The sequence below is a fragment of the Paraburkholderia caffeinilytica genome, assembly GCF_003368325.1.
Taxonomy (GTDB): Bacteria; Pseudomonadota; Gammaproteobacteria; order Burkholderiales; family Burkholderiaceae; genus Paraburkholderia; species Paraburkholderia caffeinilytica.
In genome coordinates this window covers 3,894,870-3,910,570 of the sequence record NZ_CP031467.1, presented here as the reverse complement: position 1 = coordinate 3,910,570, position 15,701 = coordinate 3,894,870, and the positions used below count along the sequence as shown (strand labels likewise).

At 62.9% G+C, this 15,701-nt stretch carries 15 protein-coding genes; 6 read left to right on the top strand and 9 right to left on the bottom strand.

What is annotated here, in order from left to right:
• Window positions 1–104 precede the first annotated feature (104 nt).
• The 6 genes from DSC91_RS33750 to DSC91_RS33725 form a co-directional block, all read right to left on the bottom strand.
• A complete protein-coding gene (locus DSC91_RS33750; RefSeq protein ID WP_115783606.1) occupies window positions 105–1,154 on the bottom strand; it encodes an asparaginase in 1,050 nt (349 codons plus the stop codon).
• A 61-nt stretch (window positions 1,155–1,215) separates the two neighbouring features.
• Window positions 1,216–2,142 carry a CysB family HTH-type transcriptional regulator gene (locus DSC91_RS33745; protein ID WP_028196691.1) on the bottom strand — a complete coding sequence of 309 codons (927 nt, stop codon included), beginning with the start codon at window positions 2,140–2,142 and terminating at the stop codon, window positions 1,216–1,218.
• A gap of 113 nt (window positions 2,143–2,255) precedes the next feature.
• Window positions 2,256–3,314, bottom strand: a complete 1,059-nt coding sequence (locus tag DSC91_RS33740) for a sulfate/molybdate ABC transporter ATP-binding protein (protein ID WP_115782821.1) — start codon at window positions 3,312–3,314, stop codon at window positions 2,256–2,258.
• Window positions 3,314–4,327, bottom strand: coding sequence for a sulfate ABC transporter permease subunit CysW (gene cysW / locus DSC91_RS33735; RefSeq protein WP_115782820.1), 1,014 nt, complete (start codon window positions 4,325–4,327; stop codon window positions 3,314–3,316). The genes DSC91_RS33740 and cysW overlap by 1 nt, the downstream gene beginning before the upstream one ends.
• A complete protein-coding gene (cysT, locus tag DSC91_RS33730; RefSeq protein WP_115782819.1) occupies window positions 4,324–5,226 on the bottom strand; it encodes a sulfate ABC transporter permease subunit CysT in 903 nt (300 codons plus the stop codon). Before cysT ends, cysW begins: the two co-directional genes overlap by 4 nt.
• A 203-nt stretch (window positions 5,227–5,429) precedes the next feature.
• Entirely contained in the window at window positions 5,430–6,479 is a 1,050-nt protein-coding gene (locus tag DSC91_RS33725; protein ID WP_115782818.1) for a sulfate ABC transporter substrate-binding protein, read from the bottom strand.
• 315 nt (window positions 6,480–6,794) lie between these two features.
• On the opposite strand from DSC91_RS33725, the gene lexA reads away from it, so the two are divergent.
• The 3 genes from lexA (at window position 6,795) to DSC91_RS33710 (ending at window position 8,697) form a co-directional block, all read left to right on the top strand.
• Window positions 6,795–7,445 carry a transcriptional repressor LexA gene (lexA, locus tag DSC91_RS33720; RefSeq protein WP_115782817.1) on the top strand — a complete coding sequence of 217 codons (651 nt, stop codon included), beginning with the start codon at window positions 6,795–6,797 and terminating at the stop codon, window positions 7,443–7,445.
• A 68-nt stretch (window positions 7,446–7,513) separates the two neighbouring features.
• Window positions 7,514–7,858, top strand: coding sequence for a hypothetical protein (locus tag DSC91_RS33715; RefSeq protein WP_115782816.1), 345 nt, complete (start codon window positions 7,514–7,516; stop codon window positions 7,856–7,858).
• 176 nt (window positions 7,859–8,034) lie between these two features.
• Window positions 8,035–8,697, top strand: a complete 663-nt coding sequence (locus tag DSC91_RS33710) for a DUF2939 domain-containing protein (RefSeq protein WP_115782815.1) — start codon at window positions 8,035–8,037, stop codon at window positions 8,695–8,697.
• Window positions 8,698–8,863: 166 nt separating this feature from the next.
• On the opposite strand, the gene DSC91_RS33705 is transcribed toward DSC91_RS33710, so the two are convergent.
• A complete protein-coding gene (locus DSC91_RS33705) occupies window positions 8,864–9,328 on the bottom strand; it encodes a universal stress protein (protein WP_115782814.1) in 465 nt (154 codons plus the stop codon).
• Between the two features lie 276 nt (window positions 9,329–9,604).
• Here DSC91_RS33705 and nodI point away from each other — a divergent pair, with 276 nt between their 5' ends.
• The gene (gene nodI, locus DSC91_RS33700; protein WP_115782813.1) at window positions 9,605–10,519 is read left to right on the top strand and encodes a nodulation factor ABC transporter ATP-binding protein NodI; all 915 of its coding nucleotides are present in this window, start codon (window positions 9,605–9,607) and stop codon (window positions 10,517–10,519) included.
• Window positions 10,520–10,584: 65 nt separating this feature from the next.
• Window positions 10,585–11,412 (top strand): ABC transporter permease, encoded by an 828-nt coding sequence (locus DSC91_RS33695; protein WP_115782812.1) that lies wholly within the window; start codon window positions 10,585–10,587, stop codon window positions 11,410–11,412.
• A 1,028-nt stretch (window positions 11,413–12,440) separates the two neighbouring features.
• Here DSC91_RS33695 and DSC91_RS33690 read toward each other — a convergent pair.
• Both DSC91_RS33690 and DSC91_RS33685 read right to left on the bottom strand, forming a co-directional pair.
• Window positions 12,441–12,863 (bottom strand): hypothetical protein, encoded by a 423-nt coding sequence (locus DSC91_RS33690; protein WP_115782811.1) that lies wholly within the window; start codon window positions 12,861–12,863, stop codon window positions 12,441–12,443.
• 193 nt (window positions 12,864–13,056) lie between these two features.
• Window positions 13,057–14,016 (bottom strand): LysR family transcriptional regulator, encoded by a 960-nt coding sequence (locus tag DSC91_RS33685; RefSeq protein ID WP_115782810.1) that lies wholly within the window; start codon window positions 14,014–14,016, stop codon window positions 13,057–13,059.
• A 201-nt stretch (window positions 14,017–14,217) separates the two neighbouring features.
• Between DSC91_RS33685 and DSC91_RS33680 the strand changes: the two genes are divergently transcribed.
• Window positions 14,218–15,630, top strand: a complete 1,413-nt coding sequence (locus tag DSC91_RS33680; RefSeq protein ID WP_115782809.1) for a M20 family metallopeptidase — start codon at window positions 14,218–14,220, stop codon at window positions 15,628–15,630.
• Window positions 15,631–15,701 lie beyond the last annotated feature (71 nt).

The window sequence follows — 15,701 nt, the reverse complement described above, 5'->3', positions numbered from 1 at the left end:
GACAACGCGGCGCTCAGGTCATTGACCTGAGCGCCGCGTTGTCATTCAAGCTTCACGTGCGGGACACCGTTTTGACTTTGAACGGGCCGTCCGCGCTCAATCAGTCAGTACTTGTCGAAAGTCTTCTGCAACGCAACCGGCCCCGTGCCGCCCGCGGCCAATGCCAGCATCAGCAGCACTCGTGCCTTGTACGGATTCAGCGAGCCCGCGCTAACGAAACCGAGTGCGTCGTCGGCAGCCGCGCCGTTGCGCATCACATGCCCCGAACCCACACGCGACGCACGCACCACCGCCACGCCTTGCGAGGCGGCATCGGCCAAGGCCTGCTGCATCGAGGCGTGAATCGAGCCGTTGCCCGTCCCCGCCACGACGATACCGCGGACACCGGCGGCAACCAACGCGTCCACCGCAATTCTCGATACGCCTGCGTAACTCACGACGATCCCCACATGCGGCCACTTCGCGCCGATCACGAACTCGGTTGCGAGCGTGTGCGGACGCACCACGCCGCGCTGGAATTCGACGCGGCCGTCCTGCACCCAACCGAGCGCGCCGATCTCGGGCGAGTGAAACGCATCGACCGCGTAGGTGCTCGTCTTGACCACGTCGCGCGCGCTGTGAATCCGGTTGTTGAACGCCACCAGAACGCCCTGCCCGCGCGAACTCGCGTGCGCCGCGACCGTCACTGCGTTCAGCAGATTCAACGGACCGTCGGCGGACAGCGCCGATGCCGGGCGCATTGCAGCGGTCAGCACGACCGGCTTGTCCGACTTGACCGTCAGATGCAGCAAGTAGGCGGTTTCTTCGAGCGTGTCGGTGCCATGCGTGATCACCACGCCGTCCACGTCGTCTTCAGCCAGCAGCGTGTTGATGCGTTGCGCGAGCGTGGTCCACAGCGACATTTCCATGTCTTTACTGTCGACGCTGGCAATCTGTTCGGGCGCGATCCGCGCGACCGTGGACAAAGCCGGCACCACAGCCAGCAATTGATCGACGCCGACCACGCCCGCCTGGTAGCCGGACGTGTTGGTGGCGTCCGCGGCCGCCCCGGCAATCGTGCCGCCGGTGGCCAGCACGGCGATGCGGGGCAGTTGGGGGGTTGCGCCTTCGTCGGAAGGCGTACCGGAAGAGGAAGGGGAAGTCAAAGTATTCATGGCGGCGATTGTAAGCGATGCGCCGCGCGCCGCCATGCGTGAAAAAACGGATACCCGTTCGTTAAACCGCCTCGCGCAACTGCGCGGCGATTTCCGCTTCATTCAACTGCGGCGCGAACATCTCGATCAACCGGTACGCATACGCACGCAGGAACGCGCCCTTGCGCAGGCCGACCCGCGTCGTGCTCGCTTCGAACAGATGCTGCGTGTCCAGCGCGACCAGTTCCGTGTCGCGCTTCGGATCGTAGGCCATCGCGGCCACCACGCCGATGCCCATGCCGAGTTCGACGTAGGTCTTGATCACGTCGGCATCGATCGCGGTCAACACGACGTCAGGCAATGCGCCCGCTTTCGCGAACGCCTGGTCGATGTGCGAGCGGCCCGTGAAGTCCTGGTCGTAGGTGACGATCGGAAATTCAGCGATCTCGTCGAGCGTCAGGTTCTCGCGCCCAACCAGCGGATGATCCTTCGGCACCACCACGATGTGATGCCACGAATAGCACGGGAACGTGACGATATCCGGGAAGCGGTCGAGCGCTTCCGTCGAAATGCCGATGTCCGCTTCGCCGTTGATGATCATCTGCGCAATCTGTTGCGGGCTGCCCTGGCGCAGCGCCAGATGCACCTTCGGGAACACCTCGGTGAATTGACGGATCACCTTCGGCAACGCGTAGCGCGCCTGCGTGTGAGTCGTCGCCACGACGAGGTGGCCGCTGTCCTGATCCGCGTATTGACGCGCGACACGGCGCAGATTCTCCGCGTCGAGCAGCATCCGTTCGATCAGTTGATGCACCGCCTTGCCCGGCTCGGTGAGGCCCGTCAGACGCTTGCCGCGGCGGATGAAAATATCGACGCCGAGTTCGTCTTCCAGATCCTTGATCTGTTTCGATACGCCCGACTGCGACGTGTACAACACGTTCGCCACCTCGGTCAGATTCATGTTCTGACGCACGGCCTCGCGCACAAAGCGCAATTGCTGAAAGTTCATCTGTATGTCTCCGGTTGAGCCAGAGTTGAGTTATTAGAGTTTGATTGAAACGCCGAGTGTTGTTGCGCTGCTCATGTTGCTGGTGTTGCTTGCGCTGCTGCTCGTCGCGCCGCTTATTGCGCCGGAAATACGCGCAACGCGCGCGGCACGGCCGTCACGCCGTCGCCAATCGTCAGTTGCAGATCGCGCCACGATTCGCGATCGAGCTCCGCCTCGAGCACATTGCCTTCACGGCCCGCCAGTTCCACGCGCACCGAGCCGCCGAGCGTCACCACGCGCCGCACGTCGACCACGATGCCTTCGCGGTGGCCGGACGCTTGAGGATACAACTGCAGATCGTGCGGACGGACATACGCGAACGCCGGCCCCTTGAAGTCAGCCTTGATCGCGACCGGCAGCGCCGCGCCGTCGACCACGAAGCCGCTCGCATCCACGTTGCCATGCAGACGGTTCGCCGCGCCGAGAAACTCGTAGACGAACGAGGTCTGCGGATGGTCGTACACGTCTTGCGGACTGCCCACCTGCTCCACATGCCCGCGATTCAACACGACGATCCGGTCGGCCACTTCGAGCGCTTCTTCCTGATCGTGCGTGACAAAGATCGTCGAGATATGCAGGTCGTCATGCAAACGACGCAACCAGCTGCGCAACTCCTTGCGCACCTTTGCATCCAGCGCGCCGAACGGTTCGTCGAGCAACAGGACTTTCGGTTCGACAGCCAGCGCGCGCGCCAACGCAATCCGCTGGCGCTGACCACCCGACAATTCCGACGGGTAGCGTTGCGCGAGCCAGTCGAGTTGCACGAGCTTCAGCAGTTCATGCACCTTCTCGCGAATCACCGCTTCCGAGGGCCGCTCCTTGCGAGGTTTCACACGCAAGCCGAACGCAACGTTCTCGAACACCGTCATATGACGAAACAGCGCGTAATGCTGGAACACGAAGCCGACCTCACGCTCGCGCGCACCGACCGTCGCGACGTCCTGGCCTTGCAGCTCGACCTGGCCGGCATCCGCGTATTCGAGGCCGGCGATCACACGCAGCAAGGTGGTCTTGCCACAACCCGACGGCCCGAGCAGCGCAACCAGTTCACCCGGCGGAAAGTCGAGCGAAACGTTATCGAGCGCGACGAAATCGCCGAAGCGCTTTTGCAGGTTACGAACGGTGATACCCATTACAGCTCTCCTTGCTTGAGCGCGTGTTGATGCGGTGCATGCGATGCATTGACGGACTGCGGAGCGGACGGCGGCGTGACCGGTCCTGCATACGCCGGCACATCGCGCGCGGCCGACAGTTCCGCCGACATATGGCGCTCGGCGAGCAGCTTCAGGCCGAGCGTCACGAGTGCGAGCAAGGCCAGCACCGACGCCACGGCGAACGCCGCCGAGAAGTTGTATTCGTTATAGAGAATTTCGACGTGCAGCGGCATCGTGTCGGTCTGGCCGCGAATGTGGCCGGACACCACCGACACCGCGCCGAACTCGCCCATCGCCCGCGCATTGCACAGGATCACGCCGTACAGCAGACCCCATTTCACGTTCGGCAGCGTGACGCGCCGGAAGATTTGCCAGCCCGAGGCGCCGAGCACGTGCGCGGCTTCTTCTTCGTCGTTGCCTTGCGCCTGCATCAGCGGAATCAGTTCACGCGCGACGAACGGGAACGTGACGAAGATCGTCGCCAGCACGATGCCCGGCACCGCGAAGATGATCTGCACGTTGTGATTCTGCAGCCACGGACCGAACCAGCCCTGTGCGCCGAACATCAGCACGTAGATCAAACCGGAGATCACCGGCGAAACCGAGAACGGCAGATCGATCAAGGTGGTCAGCAACGCCTTGCCGCGGAACTCGAACTTCGCGATACACCACGAAGCAGCGAGGCCGAACACGAGATTCAGCGGCACCGCGATCGCGGCCGTGATAACGGTCAGCTTGATGGCCGACAACGCATCCGGATCGACCAGCGATTCCAGATAGAAGCCGATGCCCTTGCTCAAAGCCTGATAGAACACGGCGACGAGCGGCACAACGAGAAACAGCGCGAGAAACAGCAACGCGATGCCGGTCAGAATCCAGCGCACGACGGGCGGCTCGGTAACCGGATCGGGCCGGCGCGCGACATTGAGCGGCGCGCGCGGCGCCACGGCGACAACCGCGGCATCCGTACCATTCAGGGAGCGGCGGCTCATTGCACACCTCCGCCCACGCCGATTGCCGCCGCACTCGCGGCGGCAGGCGCCGGGCCTGCGCCGCCACGGCTCGTGCGGCGCTGCAGATACCACTGCAGCGTATTGATGAACAACAGCATCAGGAACGACACCACCAGCATCACGACCGCCAGCGCCGTGGCGCCGGCGTAATCGTACTGTTCGAGCTTGGTGATGATCAGCAGCGACGTGATCTCCGATTTCATCGGCACGTTACCGGCGATGAAGATCACCGAGCCGTACTCGCCGAGCGCCCGTGCGAACGCCAGCGCGAAACCCGTGAGCAAAGCCGGGAACACCGCGGGCAACACCACGCGCCGGAACGTCAGCCAACGGGACGCGCCGAGGCACGCAGCCGCCTCTTCCTGTTCGCGCTCGAACTCCTCGAGCACCGGCTGCACGGTCCTCACGACGAACGGCAAACCGATAAAGGTCAGCGCGATCAGCACACCGGCCGGCGTGAAGGCAACCTTGATGCCGAGCGGTTCGAGAAACTGGCCGATCCAGCCATTGCCCGCATACACCGCCGCGAGCGAAATGCCGGCCACGGAGGTCGGCAAAGCGAACGGCAGATCGACCACCGCGTCGACGATACGCTTGAACGGGAAGGTGTAGCGCACCAGCACCCACGCGACCAGAAAGCCGAACACCGCGTTGATCAGCGCGCCGCCGAGGGCCGAGAAAAACGTCAGGCGATACGACGCGAGCACGCGCGGCGAGCTCACGGCGCGCACGAACTGGGCCCAGTCGAGCGTCGCGGTCTTGAGGAAGGTCGCCGCGAGCGGAATCAGCACCACGAGGCTCAGATAAGCCACCGTGATGCCGAGTGTCAGGCCAAAACCGGGCAACGCGCTCGGTTTGCGGAAGGTGAACGTCGTCATGCTCAGTACTCTTTCAGGGTTGAGGCCGGCGGCTCTTTTTTCGGCTGCCTGGCTGACCAGAAAGCGCGCCGGACGGCGCGCTTTCTGGCGAGGTGCGACTAATGCGGTCATCGGCTGCGCTCAACTGCAGCGTTCAACCGCGACCTTCAACTGCGGTGCCGACCGCGGCGTCCAGGCGCGCATCTCGTTCGACTGAGTGCCCGTTACTGTGGCGAGTAGATCGAATCGAACACGCCGCCGTCGGCAAAGTGCGTCTTCTGCGCGTTCGCCCAGCCGCCGAACGAATCGTCTACCGTGTACAGCTTCAGCTTCGGAAACTTCGAAATCAGCTCGGTCGGCACCTTGTTCGAACGCGGCCGATAGAAATTCTTCGCGGCGATTTCCTGGCCTTCCTCGCTGTACAGGAAGTTCAGATAGGCTTCGGCCAGCTTGCGCGTGCCGTGCTTGTCGACCACCTTGTCCACCACAGCAACCGGCGGCTCGGCCAGAATGCTCACCGACGGCACGACGATTTCAAATTTTTCCGGTCCGAATTCCTTCAGCGAGAGGAACGCTTCGTTTTCCCACGCAATCAGCACATCGCCGATACCGCGTTGCACGAAGCTGGTGGTCGCGCCACGTGCGCCCGAATCCAGCACGCCGGCATTCTTATAAAGCTTGCCGACAAATTCCTTGGCCTTCTGGTCGTTGCCGCCCGGCTGATGTTCCGCATAGGCCCAAGCGGCCAGGTAGTTCCAGCGCGCGCCGCCCGAGGTCTTCGGATTCGGCGTGACGATCGACACACCCGGCTTGATCAGATCGTCCCAATCCTTGATGTGCTTCGGGTTGCCCTTGCGCACCAGAAACACGATCGTCGACGTGTACGGCGAGGCGTTGTCCGGCAAACGCTTTTGCCAGCCCTTGTCGAGCAGACCCTTGTTAGCCAGCGCGTCGATGTCGTAGGCAAGAGCCAGCGTCACCACGTCCGCCTGCAAACCGTCCAGCACCGAGCGTGCTTGCGCACCCGAGCCGCCGTGCGACTGCTTGAAGGTGATCGTCTCGCCCGTTTTCGCCTTCCATTCCTTGCCGAATGCCTGGTTGACGTCCTGGTAAAGCTCGCGTGTCGGGTCGTACGACACGTTCAGCAACGTGGCGTCGGCTGCATGTGCCTGCGCCGTGACGCCAACCGCGGCGATCGTGCCGGCTGCGCCGAATGCGAGCGCCGCGATAAGTTTTCTGGTCCTGCCAGCCAGCCCCGTGCCTTGGTGATTCATGCCAACTTTCTCCGCGTTGTGGTCCGCTGAAACAGCGTGTGGTGTTGTCTTGCGTCGCGGTCACGTGCACATGAGCGCCAACTCGAAGGGCAGTCTATCGAAGAGCTTTCATCATTAAAAATAATGTTTCTTCATTTTTTAATACGCAAAAGTGGTAATGACGGCCGGATAAGGCGTTGCGGCACGAAAACGGGTGTTATGGCGTCCTTGGACGACGCTGGAGCGCCACCCAAAGTCACGAACTTAAAGTAAAGCTTGAATTGCGCGGAATACTGTATAAAAATACAGTCACCTGTTCATACATACAGTGGCGCTATGACCAAACTCACCGCACGACAGCAGCAGGTTTTCGATCTGATCCGCCGGGCCATCGAACGCACCGGCTTTCCGCCTACCCGCGCGGAGATCGCCGCCGAACTGGGGTTCAGCTCGGCCAACTCGGCAGAAGAGCATTTGCGGGCGCTGGCTCGCAAGGGCGTGATCGAACTCGCGGCCGGCGCATCGCGCGGCATTCGCCTGCTGGGCGGGGCGGAAGATTCGCCGTACCAGTTCACGCTGCCGCACGCCAGCATCATGCAACTGTCGTTGCCGCTGATCGGCCGGGTTGCCGCGGGTAGCCCGATCCTCGCGCAGGAACATATCTCGCAGCACTACGCGTGCGACCCGGCGCTGTTCTCGAGCAAGCCGGACTACCTGCTGAAGGTACGCGGGCTGTCCATGCGCGACGCGGGCATCTTCGACGGCGACCTGCTCGCGGTGCAGAAGAGAAGCGAGGCCAAAGACGGCCAGATCATCATCGCGCGCCTCGGCGACGACGTGACGGTCAAGCGCTTGAAGCGGCGGCCGAACGGTATCGAGCTGATCGCCGAGAACCCCGATTACGAGAACATCTTCGTTGAAACCGGCAGCGCGGAATTTGCGCTCGAGGGTATCGCCGTCGGGCTGATCCGCCCTGGCGAGTTCTAACCCCTGCTCGCTTCTGGCTCGCCAGCCAACCCAAAGCTGCCCCAACGTTGAATCGCCTGGAGAGACTCATGGAACGCCTTGCCCGCCTGCTGCCTTTTCGCCAGTTCGGTCGTCTGCGTCATCTGCGCAAGCTGGTGCCTTGCTCACTGATCGAGGCGTCCTCCGCCGTTACTCCGTCACTGTTCGACGCGCCCGCCGGCGTATCGAGCCTGCCGTCCTCGCTGCCGGCTTTTGCTCGCGTATCGTTGAATTCCGGGCTGAATACGGCTGAACCCGCGCGTCGCGCGCCGGTGCGCGTATATCACGGTCCGTCGCGGCTGATCATGGTGGGCACGGTAGACGCCGTGTGCCGCATGATCGACCGTTGCATCGCAGATGAAGCCAACGTGCACGGCGCGGTGTTCGAGTCATAAACTGTCCTCGCCCGTGCGCGGCATTCCACTGCGGCTGTGCGGCTGTGCGACGCCGGGCGTAAAGTGTTTCAGTCGTGTTTCACTCGCTCGCGCCTTCTCGAATATCGCATCGCGTGGGATCGTTTTCGCGTGACAGCGGTCCACGTTAGATCCCCTCTGATGGAGAGCCCCACTCGATGGCAGTTTCAACACGTACGAGGCGCAACGCCACCCGGCCACTGATCGTCACCTTGATTGTGATTGCGGTGATCGTCGCGTTGGGGTTCGGTTACGCGTCGCCTTACATGGCGCTGAATAACCTCAAACGCGCGGCGGATGCGCGCGATGCGCAAACCGTCAATGAATACGTCGACTTTCCCGCATTGCGCGAGAGCCTGAAGCAGCAGGTCACCGGCCTGTTGACACGCCGGCTCGACACCCAGGGCACCGGCAATCCGTTCGCGGCGATTGGCGCGATGATCGGTGTGGCGTTGATCGGCCCCCTGGTCGACGCTTATGCGACACCCGACGGCGTCGCGGCATTGCTGAACGGCATGCCGCCGCGCGGCAACCCGGGAGAACGACCACCTGTTCCAGCGGGCGCCGGCAATCCGCCGGCCACAACGGCGCCTGCACAAGAACCGACACCCCCTGTTCCCGGCAATACTGCCAACGGCGCAGCTAACAAGGGGAACAGCGCCGCGCCACCGCAGCCGCCGCAAACCACGGCGGGCTACCGCGGCCTCAACGAGTTCGTCGTCAACTACCAGCATGGCGCTGGCGACGCGCGCTACTCGGCGATCTTGCGGCGCGAAGGTTTGTTCACGTGGAAACTGGCCGCGGTCGATTTGAACAAGTGATCGCCCGGCAGGCGCAATCGACGGGGGCGTAGGTGCGAATCATAGTTTGGCCGAACGATCGCCGTGAACGCGCGACCGTTCGGTCGCGTGCCACATTCAGCTGATTCAGTTCAGCCGATTCAGTTCGGCTTATTCAGCCCAGCCCGCGCCCTCCTCTCGCCGTGCGTCAAGCCGCCGCCGCTTGCTGCTCCTGCGCAGAGGAGCACGCCACCAGAATGCTGCACGAGACCCGGTCGAGCAGTTGTGTATTCCCCGCGCCCATCCACCATCGTGACAGACCGGTGCGGCAACGGTGGCCGACCACCACGAGGTCGACATGCAATTCGCTGGCGAGATTGGCGATCTCGTCGATCGGATGGCCAAACGCAAAATGCCCTTGTGCGGTCACGCCGCGTTCGGTGAGCCAGTCCACCCCTTCCTGCAGGATGTCGCGGGCTGTTTTCTCGAAACTGCCGCAGGCCACATCGGTCAGCAGGCCTGCGCTTTGCGCGATGCTCGAGCGCATGTCAACCACGGACAACAAGTGTGTTTCCGCCTTCAGGTCCAACGCCAGGTCGGCGCCGCAACGTAACGCTTTGCGGCCTTCGCGCGAGCCGTCGTAGCACAGCAGGATTTTTTGGTAGCTCGCCATGATTTTTCTCCCATTCCGCGAGGAACGCGGTCTGAATGAATCATGGTGCGCCGCAATTCAGGTTGCAAGGGATGGAAAACGCTAAGTGCGCCCTAAACCGGTGCGTGCTGGATTCGTGGCGGGTTTCGGCCGGATTGGGGTCGCCCCCGGACCTTTGCCGCAACGCAAGAAACGCCGGCCGGCATGGTCGGCGGCGATCAACACCTCGCTGCCAATGCCATAGAATGAGCGGCCTTACCGGCCATTTACGTCTTTTCCCGGAGCCTCGATCGATTCATGTCTGAAGCCGCCATTGAATTCCACCAGGTTAAAAAGAGCTACGGCGAGAAAACGGTCGTCGACGGACTGTCGTTTCATGTAAACGCTGGCGAGTGTTTCGGCCTGCTCGGCCCGAACGGCGCCGGCAAGACCACGACGTTGCGCATGCTGCTCGGCATCGCCGCACCGGATGCCGGCGCGATCCGCCTGTGCGGCGAGCCGATTCCCGGCCGCGCGCGCGTGGCACGGGCGCGTGTCGGCGTCGTGCCGCAATTCGACAATCTCGATCCCGATTTCACCGTCCGCGAAAACCTGCTGGTGTTCGGCCGCTACTTCGGCCTGAGCGCCGCTCAATGCCGCGCAATGGTGCCGTCGCTGCTCGAATTCGCGCGCCTCGAGAGCAAGGCGGATGCGCGTGTGAGCGAACTGTCGGGCGGCATGAAGCGACGCCTGACGCTGGCTCGCGCGCTCGTCAACGACCCCGACGTGCTGATCATGGACGAGCCGACCACCGGCCTCGATCCGCAAGCGCGCCACCTGATCTGGGAGCGGTTGCGCTCGCTACTTGCACGCGGCAAGACAATCCTGCTCACCACGCACTTCATGGAAGAAGCCGAACGGCTGTGTCACCGCCTCTGCGTGATCGAGGAAGGACGCAAGATCGCCGAAGGCGCACCGCGTGCATTGATCTCATCCGAGATCGGTTGCGACGTGATCGAAATCTTCGGGCCCGATCCGGTCGCGTTGCGCGATGAATTGGCGCCGCTTGTCGAGCGTACCGAGATCAGCGGCGAGACGCTCTTCTGCTATGTGAACGACGCACAGCCCGTGCATGCCCGGCTCAAGCAACGCGCCGATCTGCGCTATCTGCATCGCCCGGCGAATCTGGAAGACGTGTTCCTGCGTCTGACCGGGCGCGAGATGCAGGATTGACGCGAATCGACAGCCGCTCTGCTCACAACCTTCTACCGCTATAACGACACGGCAACAGACACGCAATGGACGCACGCACTTACGAACCCCACGGCGAGGCACCGCCGAAGCAGGAAACCTTCGCCGCTTTCCCTGCCAACGCCGTGAACTGGATTGCGGTGTGGCGCCGCAACTATCTGGTGTGGCGAAAGCTCGCGATCGCTTCGATGTTCGGCAATCTTGCCGATCCGATGATCTATCTGTTCGGCCTGGGTTTCGGGCTTGGGCTGATGGTCGGGCACGTCGACGGCGTGTCGTATATCGCGTTTCTCGCTGCGGGCACGGTGGCATCGAGCGTGATGATGTCGGCGAGTTTCGAGTCGATGTATTCGGGCTTTTCGCGCATGCACGTTCAGCGCACGTGGGAGGCGATCATGCATACGCCGCTGACGCTCGGCGATATCGTGCTTGGCGAGGTGATCTGGGCGGGCAGCAAGTCGATGCTTTCAGGCGCGGCGATCATGCTGGTCGCGGGCGCGCTGGGCTACGCGAGTTTCCCGTCGATGCTGCTGGCGTTGCCGGTGATCGTGCTAACGGGGCTCGCGTTCGCGAGTGTCGCGATGGTGGTGACGGCGCTCGCCCCGTCGTATGACTTCTTTATGTTTTACCAGACGTTGGTGTTGACGCCGATGTTGCTGCTGTCCGGGGTGTTCTTTCCGGTTTCACAGTTGCCTGCCGCGGCGCGGATCGTGACTGAGTTTTTGCCTTTGGCGCATGCGGTCGATCTGATTCGGCCGGCTATGCTTGCGCGGCCTGTCGATGGTGCTGTTTTGCATGTTGCCGTGCTGGCGGTTTATGCGGTGGGTGGGTTTGTTGTTTCGGCGGTTTTGTTTCGGCGCAGGATGATGAAATAAGGTTTTTTGGGGCCCTGCGGGCTGGGTTTTTTCGCGAAGCGGGTGGAGGTTTTTTTGCCGTTGCGGCGCTTTCTGGCTGTTTGCCTGCGGCAGTGGTCTTTCCTTGAGTTGCTTGCCTGTTTTGTGGTTTTTGGCTGTGTTTCTTGGTTTGGTGCGCTTCCTTGAATTGTTAGTGCTTCTTGGTTTGGTGCCTTTCCTTGAATTGTTAGTGGTCTATTAGCGTTCGCCCCTGTGCGGGGCAGGCACCTACTTTCTTTGCCGCCGCAAAGAAAGTAGGCAAAGAAAGCGGCTCACACCGATCATGCTAAGCGGGCACCGTGGTTTGCAACGGGTAGTGGTGCATCTGGAATCTGTGTTCGTGCACCTGCATAGCCTAGTGACACGGGCGTCATTCTTCCGGCGGCGCTGCGCGCGCCGAAGAGCACTTCATAAAATCACCGGCTACGTTTGACGCTCGCGTCTTACCACCGGGCCGTGACTCATCATTGCTTCGCCTTCGCCTTCGCCACTGCAATCGCAATCGTCACTGCCACCGTCACCGCGATTGTGAGTGGAACGGTAGTTGTGGTTGTAGTCGCGACTTTGATTGCGGCGGTGATTGTGACCGGGGTTGGGACGGTGATTGCAGCACACCGACAGATCATTAGAAGTGGGGGCTAGGTGAATGCGGAGGCGCCTCGCCGAGGCGAAGCCGATGGTTCCCACCGCACTCAAACGAAGCCACTGGTTTCCCATGCAGACCCGTCCGCGACGCACGCAGTGCGGAGTGGGGGCTGATGAGCCCTTTGTCACAAGCGCACGCAGGGGCGCGGGCACGGATTCCAGATGCACCACTACCCGTTGCAAGCTACGGCGCCCACTTAGCATGAGCGGTGTGAGCCGCTTTCTTTGCCTACTTTCTTTGCGGCGGCAAAGAAAGTAGGTGCCTGCCCCGCACAGGGGCGAACGCTAACAGACCACTAGCAACTCAAGGAAAGGCAACACCGTAAGCACACCGACAAGAACGCGCCGCAAAGACAAAAAAAACCTCAATCCTCATCATCCGTCCAGGGAATCTCCACATCGGAAATAAAAGCCACCGTTGCAAACGGCCCCCCATCCTGACGCCCGATCTTCCCGTCGGCCCGCTGCCATTCAACCCTGAACACCGTGCCCGGATCATCGGCAATCAACCGGACCGTGCGAACCTCGTCCGGATCCGCTTCCTCGACAGGGCCGTCGAGCGAAACCTGCAATTCCTGCGGCCATAGTCCGTCGGTCGGATCGTAAATCTTGTCGCCGTCCGGAATCAGCGTGAATGCCTCCACGCCGATCGTCGCCGACGCCTCGACGATCATCTTGCCCAGCGCGCGCAGCAACGCCGTCGCCCGGGCCGAGTTGGCCTGACGAATTGCAAGATCCCCGCGCGTCAGCGCCTGCTCAAGTTTTGGGTTTGTTTTTTGTTGCGCCATTCGATGTCCTGAGTCCTATCGCTCTGTTGTGGACGGCACGCCGCATGCATTGCGCACCGCGCTCCATTTTTCGGGCTGAATCCTACCACTGGTATAGGCCGCAGCACCGCCAGCCGCGCAGTAGAAGCCGACCGGCCCGCTCCGTCCCCACAGTTTAGGTCGTGATTCGGCGTCCGGCAGGGAGATTTGCCTTTCAACGCGCCTCGCCTCGCTTTCGTGCCGGCTTCCGCGTCGCAGCATCCGCAGGCTTCGCACCGCCGATTTCTGCGATCAGATGGTCGCGGAACGCCTTCACCGACGGCGGCAACTGCCGTCCGGCCATCGTCTGCACCTGAATGCTGCGCTGGCGCATCTGCGGATGCGTCAGCGGCATCGCGACAAAGCCGTCGTCGGCGTAACGGTCGCGCACCGATAGCAGACCCGTGAACATGATCGCCCCGGACTTCTGCGCGTAGCGGTACATCGCGGCACTGTTGTTGCAGGTGAGATCGGGCTCGAGCAGCACGCCTTCGAGCGCACAGGTGATGTCGATCAACTGCCGGATCGTCGTGCCCGCCTCCGGCAGCACCAGCGGATAGCGCTGCAAATCGGCGAGCGACACCTTCGCGCGCGAGGCCAGCGGATGATCGGCGCGCAGCAGCGCCAGCACCGGTGCCCGCTCCGTGTGTTCGACCTTGACGCCCTTCTCCGACGCGAGACTGAACGTCAGCGCGAGATCGGCGTCGCCGTCGCGCACCCGGCGAGTGGCCTCGCCCGGCGCCATCACGGACAGCGTGAAGTCGATCCCCGGATAGTGGCGGCGGAACGCCGCCATCGCGCTGGGCAGGAAGTCCGCGGCGAATCCCTCCGAACTGGCGAGCTTGATCATGCTGCCGTGCAATGCTTCGAGGCCGCCGATCTCCTTCATCACGTGCTCCGCCTCGAGCAGGCTGCGCTGCGCGTAGACGAGCAGACGCCCGCCGGCCTCGGAGAGCGACATGCCGCGCGGCCGCCGCTCGAACAGGGCAACGCCGAGATCGCTTTCGAGCCGCGCGATCTGCCGGCTGATCGCCGACACGGCCACATGCAGCCGCGCGGACGCGTCGCTGATCGAGCCGGTGCGCGCCACTTCGACAAAGTAGCGCAATGCAATGCCGTGTAATGAAAGTGCCATGAGCGATGCCTTATGCAAGCGGATGCAGCCGTGCGCCGGGGTGCCGAGCTTTGCCTTTCCGGCAACGCAAGCTTCGAAAGACGATCATTGTGACAAAAATAACGGCCTCCTAGAATCGTTTCGAAATGATGGCAGCAAGCCGGACGTGCTACGCACGGCGGCGCGGCGGCGCCATCCCCGCACCCCGCATCGGAGACAAACATGAGCCGCAATCAGGCCATCGAACACGCCACGCAGCATTTCGAATCAGGCGCCTTCCTTGAGAACCTCAACCGGCGCGTCGGATTTCGCACCGAGAGCCAGGAAAGCGACCGCGCCGCCACGCTGCTGTCGTATCTGACCGACGAAATCGCGCCCGAAGTCGAAGGACTCGGCTTCAGCACGCGCATCGTCGATAACCCGGCGCAAGGATTCGGGTCATTCCTGATCGCCCATCGTCACGAAGACGACCGGTTGCCCACCGTGCTGATCTACGGCCACGGCGACGTCGTGCGCGGCTACGACAGTCAATGGCGCGCGCCGCTGACGCCGTGGGCCGTGACCGTCGAAGGCGAACGCTGGTATGGCCGCGGCACCGCCGACAACAAGGGCCAGCACACCATCAACCTCGCCGCGCTCGCGAGCGTGCTGGCCGCGCGCGGCGGCAAGCTCGGCTTCAACGCGAAACTGCTGATCGAGATGGGCGAGGAAACCGGCTCGCCAGGGCTCGACACGATCTGCCGCACACACAGACAGGAACTGGCCGCGGACGTGCTGATCGCCTCCGATGGTCCGCGTCTCGCCGCGCGCCGCCCCACGGTGTTTCTCGGCTCGCGCGGCTCGGTGAACTTCAAGCTCTCGTTGAACCTGCGCGATGGCGCACACCACTCGGGCAATTGGGGCGGTCTGCTGCGCAACCCGGCCATCGTGCTGGCGAATGCGCTCGCCAGTCTGGTCGATGCACGCGGCGTGATCGCTGTCGACGGCTTGCGTCCGCCGCCGATTCCCGAGGCGGTGCGTCGTGCCCTGGCGGATATCACGGTCGGCGGCGGCCCGGGCGATCCGGCCGTCGACGATAACTGGGGCGAGCCCGGTCTCACGGCGCCGGAACGTGTGTTCGGCTGGAACAGCTTCGAAGTGCTGGCCTTCAAGGCAGGCAATCCCGAGAACCCGGTCAATGCGATTCCGGCGTCGGCGTTCGCGCATTGCCAGTTGCGCTTCGTGGTCGGCACCGACTGGGAAAACCTCGAACGGCACCTGCGCGCCCATCTGGACGCACATGGCTTTTCGCTGGTCGAGATCGGCGTCGAGCGCGGCGCGCCGGCGACACGTCTGAATCCCGACGATCCGTGGGTCACCTGGGCCATCGCCTCGCTCGAACAGACCACCGGCAAGAAGACGGCCGTGCTGCCGAATCTCGGCGGCACGCTGCCCAACGAGGTGTTCGCCGACACGCTCGGCCTGCCGACCATCTGGGTGCCGCATTCGTATCCGGCCTGCTCGCAGCACGCGCCGAATGAGCATCTGCTCGGACCGGTGGTCCGCGAGGGCCTGCAGATCATGGCGGGGCTCTTCTGGGATCTCGGCGAGAACGCCCCGCACGCAAGCGCAACGACCACGGAAGCCGCGGCCTGAGCGATCAAGGCAGTACGCCGGCCGCACGCTTCCATCACGCCCGCAGTTCACTGTTAGCCGCATCCGTCACG